The 14,407-nt window shown below is 38.4% G+C and carries 13 protein-coding genes and 2 pseudogenes; 8 read left to right on the plus strand and 7 right to left on the minus strand.

Annotated elements, in window-relative coordinates; all coding sequences use genetic code 11:
• Positions 1-108 precede the first annotated feature (108 nt).
• Together IPH52_02015 and IPH52_02020 are read left to right on the plus strand one after the other, a co-directional pair.
• Positions 109-1,342: pseudogene (locus IPH52_02015) on the plus strand (HlyD family efflux transporter periplasmic adaptor subunit).
• A complete protein-coding gene (locus IPH52_02020; GenBank protein MBK7053818.1) occupies positions 1,342-2,835 on the plus strand; it encodes a TolC family protein in 1,494 nt (497 codons plus the stop codon). Before IPH52_02015 ends, IPH52_02020 begins: the two are co-directional and overlap by 1 nt.
• An 81-nt stretch (positions 2,836-2,916) precedes the next feature.
• On the opposite strand, the gene IPH52_02025 is transcribed toward IPH52_02020, so the two are convergent.
• Positions 2,917-3,705, minus strand: a complete 789-nt coding sequence (locus IPH52_02025; GenBank protein MBK7053819.1) for a M48 family metallopeptidase — start codon at positions 3,703-3,705, stop codon at positions 2,917-2,919.
• A 139-nt stretch (positions 3,706-3,844) separates the two neighbouring features.
• Between IPH52_02025 and IPH52_02030 the strand changes: the two genes are divergently transcribed.
• Both IPH52_02030 and dinB read left to right on the plus strand, forming a co-directional pair.
• Positions 3,845-4,366: an SRPBCC family protein gene (locus IPH52_02030; GenBank protein MBK7053820.1), complete on the plus strand. Its 522-nt coding sequence runs from the start codon at positions 3,845-3,847 to the stop codon at positions 4,364-4,366.
• A gap of 171 nt (positions 4,367-4,537) precedes the next feature.
• Positions 4,538-5,614: a DNA polymerase IV gene (dinB, locus tag IPH52_02035; GenBank protein MBK7053821.1), complete on the plus strand. Its 1,077-nt coding sequence runs from the start codon at positions 4,538-4,540 to the stop codon at positions 5,612-5,614.
• Between the two features lie 105 nt (positions 5,615-5,719).
• Here the strand turns inward: dinB and IPH52_02040 are convergent, their stop codons facing one another.
• Together IPH52_02040 and IPH52_02045 are read right to left on the minus strand one after the other, a co-directional pair.
• Complete coding sequence (locus IPH52_02040) at positions 5,720-6,898, minus strand: ACP S-malonyltransferase (GenBank protein MBK7053822.1); 1,179 nt, start codon at positions 6,896-6,898, stop codon at positions 5,720-5,722.
• A 3-nt stretch (positions 6,899-6,901) separates the two neighbouring features.
• A complete protein-coding gene (locus tag IPH52_02045) occupies positions 6,902-7,270 on the minus strand; it encodes an RNA-binding protein (GenBank protein ID MBK7053823.1) in 369 nt (122 codons plus the stop codon).
• Positions 7,271-7,432: 162 nt separating this feature from the next.
• Between IPH52_02045 and IPH52_02050 the strand changes: the two genes are divergently transcribed.
• Both IPH52_02050 and IPH52_02055 read left to right on the plus strand, forming a co-directional pair.
• Positions 7,433-7,930: a TerB family tellurite resistance protein gene (locus tag IPH52_02050; GenBank protein ID MBK7053824.1), complete on the plus strand. Its 498-nt coding sequence runs from the start codon at positions 7,433-7,435 to the stop codon at positions 7,928-7,930.
• A 21-nt stretch (positions 7,931-7,951) separates the two neighbouring features.
• On the plus strand, positions 7,952-9,133 hold the full coding sequence (locus IPH52_02055; protein MBK7053825.1) for an acetyl-CoA C-acetyltransferase: 1,182 nt from the start codon (positions 7,952-7,954) through the stop codon (positions 9,131-9,133).
• On the opposite strand, the gene IPH52_02060 is transcribed toward IPH52_02055, so the two are convergent.
• A complete protein-coding gene (locus tag IPH52_02060; protein MBK7053826.1) occupies positions 9,130-9,480 on the minus strand; it encodes a PilZ domain-containing protein in 351 nt (116 codons plus the stop codon). The two genes, IPH52_02055 and IPH52_02060, sit on opposite strands and share 4 nt — an antisense overlap.
• Before the next feature lie 99 nt (positions 9,481-9,579).
• Between IPH52_02060 and dusB the strand changes: the two genes are divergently transcribed.
• On the plus strand, positions 9,580-10,581 hold the full coding sequence (gene dusB, locus IPH52_02065; GenBank protein MBK7053827.1) for a tRNA dihydrouridine synthase DusB: 1,002 nt from the start codon (positions 9,580-9,582) through the stop codon (positions 10,579-10,581).
• 53 nt (positions 10,582-10,634) lie between these two features.
• Complete coding sequence (locus IPH52_02070) at positions 10,635-11,543, plus strand: leucine-rich repeat domain-containing protein (protein MBK7053828.1); 909 nt, start codon at positions 10,635-10,637, stop codon at positions 11,541-11,543.
• On the opposite strand, the gene IPH52_02075 is transcribed toward IPH52_02070, so the two are convergent.
• The 3 genes and pseudogenes from IPH52_02075 to cysE all read right to left on the minus strand — a co-directional run bounded on the left by IPH52_02075 (position 11,540) and on the right by cysE (position 14,368).
• The gene (locus IPH52_02075; GenBank protein MBK7053829.1) at positions 11,540-12,544 is read right to left on the minus strand and encodes a zinc-binding dehydrogenase; all 1,005 of its coding nucleotides are present in this window, start codon (positions 12,542-12,544) and stop codon (positions 11,540-11,542) included. The two genes, IPH52_02070 and IPH52_02075, sit on opposite strands and share 4 nt — an antisense overlap.
• 495 nt (positions 12,545-13,039) lie before the next feature.
• Positions 13,040-13,567: a lipoprotein LipL21 gene (locus tag IPH52_02080; protein ID MBK7053830.1), complete on the minus strand. Its 528-nt coding sequence runs from the start codon at positions 13,565-13,567 to the stop codon at positions 13,040-13,042.
• Positions 13,568-13,670: 103 nt separating this feature from the next.
• Positions 13,671-14,368 (minus strand): annotated as a pseudogene (gene cysE, locus IPH52_02085) (serine O-acetyltransferase).
• Positions 14,369-14,407: the final 39 nt, after the last annotated feature.

Raw genomic sequence — 14,407 nt, forward strand, 5'->3', positions numbered from 1 at the left:
CAAGATTTTTCAGGTATCACTATGAATCGATCAAACGGCGATTATTCTCTCGAAAGATTGATATCCAGCAATTCCTCTATTCGAATTCTCGCCTACTTAATATTAGCCATGTTTGCTAGTTTTTTTATTTTGATTTTTATCCTCCCTTGGCAACAGACGAGTTTTGGAACGGGAAGAGTAGTAGCATTTACTCCCTTAAATCGTCAACAATATATTGAAGCGCCCATTGAAGGTAGAATTGTGCATTGGCATGTAAATGAAGGAGCTTTGGTTAAGAAGGGAGATAGTATAGTAGAGATTGCGGATAACGATCCTAATTTTTTACAAAGATTACAAGAAGAAAAATCTGCAGTCGAATCAAGAATTGCCGCAGTAGAATCAAGAGCAGAATCTTTTAAAAGCAAGAATTCGATCACTGGAAGCATCTATGGACAATGGAATCTCTGCGGCAAAATCTAGAACCAGAATGTCAGGTGACAGAGTAGATGCAGCTCTTCATGCAGTAGAAGCAGCAGAAGCTGTATACAAAACTGCAAGTTTAAATTTAAAAAGACAAAAGTCTTTGGCAATTTCCGGACTTGCATCAACTCGCGCAGTAGAAATGGCAGAAATGGATGAAGCACGAGCATTAACTGACTTAAATCGCGCCAAAGCTTCATTAAGCGCAGCAAAGTCAGAAGAAATAGCTTTAAAATCAGATCAGTTCAAAGTAGGCACAGACGCCGGTGCTTCTATTGCTGATGCACGGGCATCCTACGCCGCAACTATGGCAGAGCTAAGCAATGCAAAAGCCGAATTACCACGAATATCCGCTAGACTAGCAAGACAACATTCTCAAAGTGTGATCGCTCCGAGAGATGGAATTATTATGCGTTTAATTGTCTCACAAGATGGAGAGATGGTAAAGTCCGGTGATCCATTAGTCTTACTTATGCCAGATAGCTTTGACAAGGCAGCTGAAATTTGGATCGAAGGAAACGATATTCCACTTATTGTAGAAGGGCAACGTTCCCAAGTTCAATTCCAGGGATTTCCTGCTCTTCAATTTAGCGGCTGGCCTGGAATTTCAGCAGGAACATTTAGTGCAAAAGTTGTACTTGTGGATAATACTGATAATGGCACAGGTAAATTTCGAATTCTATTAAAGCCTGATCGCGCCGAAGACTGGCCTTCTGGACTTTTTCTAAAACAAGGAGTGCAAGCTCATGCCTGGATATTTTTAAATGAAGTTTCTCTTGCGTATGAAATGTGGCGGCGATTTAATGATTTTCCTCCTGACCTTCCTTATGACCCATCTCATTCAGCAGTCAAATCCAAAGACAAAAAGGATTCAAAAAAATAATGCAACTTAGATTTTTTTTAACGACTCTACTTTTCTTTTGGGTAAACTTAGAAGGCTCAGAATTAACTAAACTCAAAAAAGAAAAAATATACGCACGAAATGAAATCGTTAAGGCTACACCTTCGCAAGTAGCGCAAAACAAAGAAAAACCGTTAACCCTCGAAAAACTGATTGAAGGGGTAAACAAGAATTTCTCCCTACTATTGGCTGCCTTTCAAGATATGGATATTGCTGAAAGTGAATTACTCAGCGCCAAGGGTGCCTTTGACGGAAGTATTAAGGCAAATGCCACTACTGCGCCTACGGGATATTATGCAAATAATAGAATGGATATGCTAGTAGATCAACCAACTACATACAATGGGATGTCCTTTTTTGGAGGATATCGTTTAGGTAGAGGTTCCTTTGCTCCTTATGATGGAAAGTTAGCTACTAACTCTTTGGGCGAAATTAGAGCCGGTGCACGTGTTCCTTTGTGGAGAGATCGGTCCATAGATAAAAATCGTGCCGCATTAAAGCAAGCAGAAATAGGAATTAAGATCGCTGATCTTTCTGTATCACAGCAGAGAATAGAAATTATCCGCAATGCAACTCTTCGCTATTGGGATTGGATTGCAGCGGCCAGACGTTATTCTACCGCAAAGAATTTATATGATATTGCAATGGAAAGAGAGAAACAAATCATCAAAAGAGTTAAGGCTGGTGATTTACCTCCTATTGAGAAGGAGGATAACGAACGTGTGCTCCTTCAAAGGGAATCTTTTTTGATTGGGTCAGAGCAAAGCTTAGAGATTGCTGCGAATGAACTTTCCATTTATTTAACTGACGAAACTGGGAAACAACGTCAACCTAAGGTTGAAGAAATTCCTGAATCAGTATTTTCTTTGTTTGAAGAAATCAGAGATACCAATCTAGATAAAGAAGTTGAATTGGCGCTTGAGAGAAGACCTGAATTACAAAGATTTAAAGCACAAAGAGATCAAAATCAAATCGATCAAGACTTAGCAAAAAATCAAATGGGTCCTGGAATTGACATTGTTATTGCTGCCTCACAGGATTTAGGAACGGGAAGCCCCACTCGAAGTAGACCAGAAATAGAAGCTGCCATTGTGTTGAATGTGCCTCTTCGAACAAGAACACAGCAAGGAAAATTAGACGGTGCCGTTGCGAAGAATGAAAAGTTGGCAAAGCAAGAAAAGTTTTTTAAAGACCGGATAACGGCTGATATCCGTAATACATTTTCTACTGTCAATGTCACTAGACAAAGAGCAATCCTCGCACAAAAGGAATACTTATTAGCAAAGAAGTTGGAAGAGGCTGAGCGAATTCGGTATGTAATGGGAGAAGGAACTCTACTCGTTGTTAATATTCGAGAGCAGACAACAGGCGAAGCTGCGATACGGGAGATAGATGCGTTAGCCGATCACCATCGCGCAATTGCAAATTTTAAAGCAGCAATCGCCGAGGCTTTAAAAGAAAAGAAAGAAAATTGATTTGATTTAAAGAATAGTTTTACAGCCATCGAAGATTTTATACAAATTCTTTGATGGCTATTCCCGGCTAATTGGAATTAATCACAAACTACAGCCTGGATTTTTTCCATTTGCAATAGCTTCTTTGTAAAGCTTGTCTGCATCTGGAAGTTTTTCGTTTAGTTGTTTCATGCGAGTTTCATCGGATGGGTGAGTTGACATTATCTCCATTGGCTTTGAACCACCCATAGCATTCATGTTTTTCCAAAGCTCGATGCTTTCTTTTGGATCGAAACCTGCTTTTGCCATATACTCTAAACCAAGGATATCAGCTTCACTTTCATGTTTTCGTGAAAATGGGAGCATTACTCCAAACTTAGCTCCGGCGCCTATCGCACCCATTACGGCTGTGTTATTGCCAGAAGCCGCTCCAACTGCACCCATTCCCTTATTCATAATTTGGGAATCGGAAATTCTTTCTGCTCCATGTCTGGCAAGAACGTGTGCCACTTCATGACCCATAACAGCGGCTAATTGACCGCTTGTCTTGGCTACCGGCAAAATACCAGTATGCACTCCGATTTTGCCGCCGGGTAAAGCGAACGCATTCGCAGTGTTATCCTTAAACACGACTACTTCCCATGATTTAACACCTGTATCATCATCGACGACTTTGAGAATTGCGTTCGCAATACATTTGACATACGTGTTTTCTCTTGAGCCAGTTTCAATAGGAGTAGCTACTTTGATTTCTTTAAAAGCATCTTCTCCCATTTTGTTGATCTCTGGGTCTTTCACTAAAAGAATTCTACTTCTTCCAGTTGGAGATGTTGCACAGGTCACATTGAATAAAATAAAAAGGATTAAACTAATTAATTGTAAATTTTTCATAAGACTAGTTTCAAAAAAAACCTTACTTTGAAAAGGAAAAAAACGTAACAGAGTTGACAAAAATATATACCACATATACGTGTAGTTATACTACACTACTCCGATAAAGTGAAAGCGATATTGGAAAAAGGAAAAATTTATGGCTAAGAAAATTGTTTTTGTCCTGATAGGACTGGTGGCGCTGATACTATTCGTTCCGGTTGTTATGAAACCAAGTTTTCGAATTGAACGTTCGATTGAAATTGCTAAACCCGCAGAAGTAATCTTTCCATTTGTTTCAGATTTTTCAAAGTGGAAAGATTGGAGTCACTGGTCAAGCACAGACCCAGGACAAAAAGTAACAATATCTGGCAGTCCCGGACAGGTTGGACACAAGATGGAATGGGATGGGAAAATAAATGGCAAAGGGATTCAAACTGTAATTTCCATAACTGAAAACAAATCAGTTGCCTCTAGTCTAATTTTCACCGAACCAAACAGTATGGAGTCTGTTGCTACCCTTTCATTTATTTCTACACCGACTGGAACCAAAGTTACTTGGTCAAATGAGGGTAAGCTTGATTATCCGGTTGGAAGGTTGTTTGGACCTTTTTTAGATGGAATGGTCGGACCTGATTTCGAAAAAGGCCTTATGAACCTTAAGAAATTAGTCGAGAAATAAACCATCACTCAATAAAATAAGAAACTGATTACCTCCGATGAACACCGATAAAAGAACGATAGAAGATACGATAATGGATATAAGCCTATCGTATTTTTTATCAGTGCCCTCTGTGTCCATTGGTGGAAATCTTGAAGAATTTTACTCAGCATGAGAAGACGTAGGTGATGTATGCGGCTACGTAAAATAATTCACATAGATATGGATGCATTCTATGCAAGTGTGGAGCAAAGAGATTTTCCAGAGTATAGAGGCAAACCAGTAGTAGTCGGTGGAGACCCGGATAGTCGCTCTGTAGTATGCACCGCAAGCTATGAAGCTCGCAAATTTGGAATTCATTCTGCTATGCCTACATCTAAGGCTAAGCGACTTTGTCCACATGCTGTATTTGTGTTCCCTCGATTTTCTGTTTATAAAGAAGTATCCCGTCAAATTAATAACGTCTTTCATGAATTCACGGATTTAGTAGAGCCTCTTTCTTTAGATGAGGCTTACCTAGACGTAACCGATAACAAAAAAGCTATCGCAAGTGCGACCCATGTAGCGAAAGAAATCAAGAAACGAATTCTTGAAGTTACCAATCTTACTTCCTCAGCCGGTGTGGCAGCAATTAAATTTATTGCAAAGATTGCCTCTGGAATGAACAAACCAAATGGGCTAACAGTGATTACTCCCGACGAAGCGGAAAGATTCTTGGAAGAATTGGCTATTGGTAAGTTTTATGGAATTGGGGAAGCAACGGAAAAGAAAATGCTTTCTTTTGGAATTAAAACAGGCAAGGACTTAAAGCAATTTACCCAAAGTGAACTCATTCGTCATTTTGGAAAGTCAGGCTCTTTTTATTATAACATTGTAAGAGGAAATGATTTTAGAGAAGTTGAGCCTTACCGCACAAGAAAATCTATTGGTGCAGAAAATACCTTTGCAGTAGATATTATGGACAGGTCTTCCATATTTACAGAGTTAGATGATATTGCCGATGTGCTCTGGGATAGAATTGAAAAAGCAGGGACTAAAGGCAAAACTCTTACACTAAAAGTAAAATACGATGATTTTGAATCCATTACACGTAGCATTAGCTTCAAGAATTCAATCGAATCAAAATCTACAATTATCCAATTTGGACATGAACTATTAGAGGGAACCGAAGCGGGTAAACGAAAAATCCGCTTACTTGGTTTAACTGTTTCTAATTTGCATTCAGAAGAAGAGGAAGATAGCGCACAATTACGATTTGCCTTTGGGTAGTTAAGGTATTTCCCAAGTCACCTCGAATGCTTTAAGGAAACAGACTGTGAGAGGTCTATCTTGCTTAAAACGTTTTGCTTTAAGCAAAATAGACTTTGGTTAATGTTATGCCTCGAAAATTACTTTTAAGTCTTTGTTATTTGAAAGACAAAGAACTTGTGTAGTTAGATTTTTCGAAGTAAGCTGTCCACCGGTTAACTTAGATGTAACCACACTTGGACCACAATCAATAACAGTAGCAATACTTGCATTTGTAAATAGAGCGCCTACTGCTTTATCCCAATGAAGAGCCTTTATTACAATTTCCTTAAACAGAACTTCTGCTAAATTCTCAGAAGCTCCTATTTGACGACCATCAAAAATAGAATGGAGCGGCAACTTTAAATCAGCCACAGTATAAGGAAAATGAACTTTCGTCTTTAGATCAACTTCAAACTTTTCCCATGTTCCTTCCATGAATGGACAATGGAAAGGAGCAGTTGTTCTTAAGTATACGAATTTAGCTTTTCTTTCGTCCATTTCTGATTTGTATTTTTTGCGGAATGCCAAGAGAGAAGATGGCTTTGCAGAAATAATCATTGAATCAGGAGTGTTGTAGAGGCTAATGCTGAGTTTGTCCTGACCAGATAGAGATAAATCTTTATTTGCCGCATCGACTCTTGCTTCCAATTCTTCTTTGGAATATCCGATTACTGCAACCATTGGAGAAGGATTCTTGTCTCCAATTTCAGCATTTCCATCAATAACTGCTTTTTCTACTTCGAAGATTGGATATTTCTCTTGTGCTCGATAACCAAGATAGAAGGTAAAGCTTAGAAAGTCTGCAAATGTTTTGTAGAAGTCTTTTCCATCTTTTGCAACGGCAGCAAGTGCTCCGCCTATAATTCCTTGGCTATGTCCTGTTACCCCCGCAGTAGCGGCAGTCAGTTTATCAACCGGAAATCCTTTGAGTGTCATCAAATGATAATTAGCCGCTTGTGTAATGAAAATCATTGCAACGGAAACACTACCACGAATTTGGTAATCGTCTGATGGTGCTGAATCAGGATTTTCTATCCAAGATTTTAAATCTAATCCTTCTGAAATGAGGATATCGGATTTGCCCACTTCGTTTTCAATTTTATTCAATGTAGCAAAAGCTACTTCGAAAAATTCTTTTAATAAAGGTTCTTCTTTGTATAACTTACTTACTTCTTTTAAATAAGGAGAACCCTGTCCTCCAAATTGTAAAAAAAACTTTTTCCCATTTTCTGTTGTGCTGTTTAATAATTTAGCTGTTGACATGTTTTATTTTCCTCTGCCACCACCGCCAGATTTACGAACTCCACCGCCCGTAAAACCGCCGCCGGTAAATTTAGTTCCATGGATTTTGCTGTTGGTAACTGGTTTGTCCCAGTTTTTATCTTTGCCATCGTTATGTAATTGAGCGGCATCGACGACAGCAATTTTCTTGTCTTCAATTTCTTTTCCGTTTAATTTCTCAATCGCTTTTTGACCAGCATCATCCGGCATATCGACATGACCGTAACCAAGGGAGGTTTGTGTCTTTTTGTCGCGTTTGATTACGACATCTTCAACTGTTCCAAACTCCGCGAACATTTTTTTCAAATCCTCTTCGTTTAAAGATTGTGGAAGACTTCCTACAGATATTCTCATAGACTTAGTTCCTTTTTGTATTTAAAATACTATAATTACGATAAAAACCATCCGAGTAATTTGCAAAGCGTTTTTTTACTCCCGAAAAGATAAATCCCTTTTCAGAAAAATAACTTCTTGCATTCTACCAATAGTATAGAAAAATTCTTTCAGGAAAAATCTATGAACGAACCAAACAAACATACCAAAGAAAATCAAACAGGCGTAGGAAATGCAGGCGGCTTTTCCGATTATATTCGCAAAGTTCAAAAAGAACTCTCTGATGATTATTTAATTGAAGTTTACATTGGTCTTTACTTGAGAGCTCTACGCTCGGACGGAGTGTTAAATTACGAAGAAAAAGTCTGGTTTGCAGACAGGGTCAAGGAGCTTTACGATATAGATGTATTTAAGCCGATTCAGGCGAGATATACACGGGAAGAGTTTATGGAGCAAGCAAAAAAGGCTGCCTCCGCTCCGTTGGAAATTCCTAAGATCGCCGCTTATTTTGAAAAAGAAAAGAAGCAAGAGCTTTGTTATGAGCTTGCTTGTTTTGCAACGTTTACAGGGGACAGAGAGTTTGAAGTCGTTGAGAAAAAGTTCTTGGATAAATTAGGCGAATTATTAAAGCTTACGGAAGCTAAGAAAACAGAAATAGAAAGTCATTTTAAAACAGAATAAATTTTTTACAGGATAAACATTATGGAAGAAGCAGTAATCATTGATGGTGCGAGAAGCGCATTCGGATCATTTGGCGGAACTTTAAAAGACTTTGGTGCAACCGAAATGGGTGTTGAAGTAGCAAAGGCAGCAATCGCAAGAGCAGGAGTTAAGGCAGAAGACATTGGCGAAAGTATTTTTGGAAATGTAGTTCCTTCCGGAAAAGATTCAATTTATCTTGCCAGACATATCGGACTTAAAGCAGGACTTAAAGTAGAAACTCCTGCACTCACAGTAAATAGACTATGTGGATCGGGAATGGAAGCAATCATTCTCGCAGCAAAGAAGATTTATCTCAATGAGGCAAATGTAGTATTAGCCGGTGGAACTGAATGCATGAGTCAAGCTCCTTACGTTGTGCGAAATGCTAGATGGGGAATCAAATACGGACCGACAGAATTTGAAGATAGTTTAAATCAGGGATTAACAGATCTTTATGTTGAACTTCCAATGGGAATGACAGCAGAAAATCTTGCTGTTCAATACAGCATCTCAAGACAAGAGCAAGATGATTGGGCATCGATTTCACAAGAGCGTGCAGAAAGAGCAACGTTAGACGGCACCCTAAAAGATGAAATTACTCCAATCACAATTGCCGGAAAAAATCCAATCGTATTTGATAAAGATGAATTCATTAGAGGAAAAGCTTCGAAAGACAAGATGTCTTCTCTTAAGCCAGCCTTTAAAAAAGATGGAACGGTTACTGCTGGAAATGCGTCAGGTATTAACGATGGAGCGGGTGCTGTCATCGTAGCGTCTAGATCGTATGCTGACAAGTTGGGCAAAAAGCCTTTAGCCATTATTAAATCTTACGGACACAGTGGATGTGATCCAGCAAAAATGGGAATCGGTCCTGCACTTGCAATTCCTCGTGCGCTTGCTTCTGCTGGCTTGACATTGAAGGATATAGGTCTTATTGAGGTAAACGAAGCATTTGCCGCTCAATACCTTGCTGTGCAAAAAGAGTTGGGATTAAATCCAGAGATCACAAATGTAAACGGTGGAGCAATTGCAATTGGTCATCCACTCGGAGCAAGTGGTGCTAGAGTTACTCTTACGCTTGCTTATGAAATGAGGAGAAGAAAAGTTAAATACGGAGTAGCCTCACTTTGTATTGGTGGCGGACAGGGAATCGCTATCGTTCTAGAGAATCCGAGCCTTTAATCTTCGACGGAAAGACTGAGAGCGAGTAAGTATTCAGGAAAAATGATTTTATCAGAAAATTCCATACCGATCATGATGTGTGGTTTTTTCTGAAACTCGTAATTAGTCTTCCACGCTACACGACCAGCTATTTCCATATTATCCCCTGTAGGCCAATGAAGAACACTTCCTTCGTTAATTTCATTGACTTCTGAGGGAAAGTTTGCTGGCATTATGGCACAGAGTCCAGTCTCGGAAATATTTCCCAAATAACCACTGAAGCTGTCACCATTTGCATTCAATTGAACCGCATAGTCTGCAAAATCTTTTGGAAAAATTCTGTCTGCTTTTCTAATTTCTGAACTCATATCAGTTGTCTAAAATACGCATTGAAAAACGCAAGGAGTTTTTTTTATTAAGAATCAATTGATTCACAGGATAGTTTTTTCATCTTGGTCTAAGTCGCTATGATAAAAATAGGAAATGTTGAAATTCAGAATAATGTAGTCCTCTCTCCAATGGCAGGCGTCTCGGATAGTCCCTATCGACAGATATGCAGAGAAATGGGTTCTGGCTTTGCCTACACTGAATTTGTTAGCACAGATGGAATTAGCCATCATTCCAAGAAATCAATCGACTTATTTCGCTTTCAAGAAATGGAAAGACCAATTTCTTTTCAAATCTTTGGAAACAATCTGGAAATAATTACGGAAGCCTGTCGTATCATTGAAGACTTAGGACCGGACATTATTGATCTCAATATGGGATGCTCTGTCGCGAAAGTTTCCCATCGCGGTTCTGGAGCAGGACTTCTTCGCAAGCCTGAATACGTTGGAAAAATCATTGAGTCTATGGTAAGAACTGTAAAAGTTCCGGTGACTGCAAAGATTCGAATTGGCTGGGATCATGATAGTTTGAACTATCGTGAAATCGTGCATGTGTTACAAGAAGCGGGAGCGCAAGCAATTTCAGTCCACGGACGAACGAAGACAATGGCATATACTGGCGCTGCCGATTGGAATATTATTTCAGAAATTAAGTCTTTCGCTAAAGTGCCTATCTTTGGAAATGGGGATATTCATTCTTATGCGCAAGCCCAAGAAAGAATTAAGACATCAGGTGTGGATGGAGTTCTTATTGGTCGAGCAGCAATTGGCAATCCATGGGTATTTGCAGGCATTGACAAATCGACATTAACCTTTCCCGAAGTGCGTGCGATGATTTTCAGACATCTAGACCTTATGACAAACTTCTATGGGGAGCAATTAGGGCTCGTCCTATTTAGAAAGCATGTTGCTAAATACTTAAAGAATTACTTTGGAGTTTCTGAGCTTCGTCATAAATTAGTGACTACACCTAGTCTAGAAGACTTCGTTGGCTATTTGAATTCCTTTAATCCAGATCATTTTAGAATGGAAACTACAGAAGACAAAGAATCATTGAACTGCGAAACTTACGCAACAGCTTAAATTAAAAATAAAAAATTATTGTATTGCTTAGAATAAATTCGTATAGTTTATTTATGCATTACATAAAAACAATTATTGTTCTCTCCTTCTTTTTTATTCTCAATTCAATTTCAGCGCAAGCTGTTTGCGAAAAGTTTGAATCCATCAAAAAGGCTTTCAAAGAAGATAATATTGAATCTGTTTGTGAACTAGATTTAAGAAATCAAAACCTGAGTGCACTACCTGATAATATAGGAAGCTTGGTAAACCTAGAAATTTTGCATGTAGAAAATAATAAACTCACGAACCTACCTGAATCCATTGCTTATTGTAAAAAGCTAGTTCGCATTCATCTTGATGAGAATGCATTTACAGTGTTTCCTGAAGTTCTTCTCTTTTCCGAACATTTAGAAAAACTTTCTATGAACAATAATGGACTTACTACACTACCGCAGACATTTGGCAAACTAAAGCATTTAAAATACTTAAGCCTGATGAACAATCAATTAACAACTCTGCCAAAGCAAATTGGAAAATTAAAAAAACTAAATTACCTTAACTTGATTTCGAATGACCTAACTGAATTACCACCAAACCTTTATGATATGAATCAATTAGAGAATTTATACTTAGGAAGCAATGATCAGTTAAGAATATCAGAAGATATTTATGAAATGAGAAGGCTCGTTCGCCTATCGCTTAGTGGAATTGGATTAGAAAAGATTTCTACGGAAATAAGGAATCTTAAAAATCTAAAATGGCTTTCTATTAGCTCAAATAAATTGGAAAAACTTCCAGATGAAATATGTGAGTTAAAGGAGTTGGAAGCTTTGTTTATTGGCTTTAATCATATCACAAAACTTCCAGCAAAGTTCGAAGAGTTAAAGAAACTCAAAAAAATATCTCTAGCTGATCTTGAATTGGGAACAACAATCGAGAATGAAATCCGAAATGCATTTCCAGACGCAGAAATAGAATTCTAAGGGACAAACAGCACCTTGCCGCTGGTCATATTGTTTTTATAAAAATCAATTGCTTTATAGCCATCCTCAAGAGAAAAACGCTTGTTAATCTCAGATTTGAAATCGGTAGAAAGATTTTCTTGTGCATCCTTTATGATTTCAGAAAATTCTTCTGGTGGAGTATCAGCAATCCAATAGCTCAACCAAAATCCTTCTACTTTTTTTCTTTGAAAAATTAAAGAACCAGCAGTTACTCCAATGGGTTCTTCGGATAATGCTCCGTATACCACAAGCTTAGAATTGGATGGCATCATATTGAACACATCTTCTCCTGTTTTACCGGCAACAGCATCAATGGCTAAGGTAATTTCTAATTTCTTAACAAGTCGTGTGAATGTTTTTTCAAAGTCAGGAGAAGTGGAATTTAATACATGTTCAGAGCCAAGGGATTTCAGAAGTTCAACTTGCTCTTCTTTGCGAACGATATTGATGACAGGAAGACCTTTACGTGTCGCATAACGTTGAATCATTTTACCGAGAGCACTTGCGGCGGCTGTTTGAACAATTCCATTTCGCTTTTCTTTAATCGCTATGTTAGTAAGTCCACAGGCAGTGAGTGGATTTACGAAAAAAGTAGCTCCTTGTTCGAGTGTCACTTTGTCAATTAGTGGTATACAATTGTATTCCGGTGTGACCATGTATTCTGCCCAGGAGCCATCTCCCATATAATGAGCAGAGCAAGCTACTCTATTACCAATTTTTACTTTGGTAACAGCAGAGCCAACTGCAACAATAGTCCCGCTTCCTTCAAAGCCACCACCACAGGGAATTTTCTTTTTGATTCCATAGAGTCCGCGAATGAACATTAGATCGGAAGGGTTAATCGAAGAAGCCGCTATCTTAACTAGCACGTCGTTTTCTTTTAAAGGACTAATCTTTCTTTGCCCCACTCGTATTGAGCTTTCTAGTCCTTCGTAGTTAATAAGTTCAATTGCTTTTCCTGTTTCGGGAATTGTAGTCATTTGGATATCTCTCTTGTTTCTAAGAATTTTTACTTAACCTAAATTTCAATCGCATATGAGTAAAGAATAAAATTCTCTCAAAGTCTTGCTGATATAGTGTCTTTGACCTTTGGTCGGGAACTTTTTTTAATTCGGCCGCGACCAAATTAAAAAATGGCCGGTTCCAATGAAACATTTGGCCGCGGTCAATGGGTATAAAAGTCCCCGGAGTCGGAGTATAATGGTCGGGAACTTTTTGAAATTTGGCCGTTTCCAAATTTAAAAATGGCCGCGGCCAATTTGGAAATTTAGCCTTTCCATCATCGCCGAAGACTTACTACTAGTCCTTGTTTGGGAACGTGAAGAGATTAGATTGAAAGGGATTAAAATGTGAAAGGAAATAAAACTAAAAAAATTCAAATCCTTTTACAGCCGGCGAGGCAATCACTCCTGCTAGAGCTGTAAAAATAGATTCAAATTTTTGAATATAGATTGATAGGTATTCTTTGAGAAGAATTATTTAGAAAGTTCTTGTGCTTTAGCCACGACAGCATCTCTACCGCCAGGAATTTTAACAAACACAACGCACTCACATTCTTTCCATCCACTGTATGGAATTTCTGGATCATCTTTATACAAAGCTTTACATTCTTTAACGTTTACACCTTGTAATTTTCCTGAAAATTCTCTAACAACAACAGCACCTGTAGACTCACCGTCAGAAACACCAGATGCACCTTGGATACTTTCTCCTACGAGTTTACCGATCAAATCACCTTTTACTTTTGTTGTAGCAGCATCAGTGCATGTGCTTTGCATCATTGCACCACTTCTCTTGTCCATAGCTTTAGGGGAAGCTTTACCTACTGACTTCATATAGTAGTAGTCAAAAGGTTTCTTATTTACATCTTCAGGAGGACCGTGCCATCCTTCAAACTGTTTTCCACCTTCTCCAACATCGTGAGCTTCTTTACCGCTAGAACCGCAACCAGAAACAGCAACCATTAACATTGTAAAAAGCAAAATTGCTTTTAATTTCGACATCCTTAACTCCTTGAATTAAAAATTAAGATTATATCTATCATCCTCAACCCTTTGAAAAAGTTAAAGCAAAATATTGATTTTTCAGAAATAAATTTCTAAAAAATCATATTCCGCCTCCATGAATAAACTCTTGCAATATATCATCCTCTATATTTCTCGGTTTTTTACCCAGATTTTGCTCATGAGAAAGGTCTGCCATGTCTTTTTGCAGTGTTTCTATCTTTTCCAAAAGAATGGAAAAGACCTTTGCGACAGGGTCAGGCATTTGTCCATGATCTAACATATGCTCACTATTTCTTTCATCAGATTTAACAACACGACCAGGAATACCAACTACTGTGCAATTTGCAGGAACATCGCGCATAACTACAGAGCCGGCTCCTACACGGACATTGCTTTCCAAAACAATGTTGCCAAGAACTTTTGCTCCAGAGCCAATCACTACGTTTTCTTTAATGTAGGGTGACGTTTTCCAGATTCCTTTCCTGTTCCACCGAGAGTTACTCCTTGGTAGATGAGGCAGCCTGTTCCAATTTCGGCTGTTTCACCAATCACAATTCCCATTCCATGGTCAATCATGATTCCATTTGCAATCTTTGCTCCAGGATGAATATCAATTCCTGTTATAAAGCGGGCAATATAATTCAGAAGCCTTGGAATTAAGGGAATCTTGCAAACATAAAGGAAATGGGCTATGGAATGAAACCACAGAGCGTGCAATCCAGGATAACAGAGAATTACTTCTATATAAGATTTTGCAGCCGGGTCATTGTCTTTGATTTTTCTAATATTATCGAACATGAAAGATGAATAAATTTGGGAAAGTTTTTTTAAAAGAAC

It is taken from the genome of Leptospiraceae bacterium, assembly GCA_016708435.1.
Taxonomy (GTDB): Bacteria; Spirochaetota; Leptospiria; order Leptospirales; family Leptospiraceae; genus UBA2033.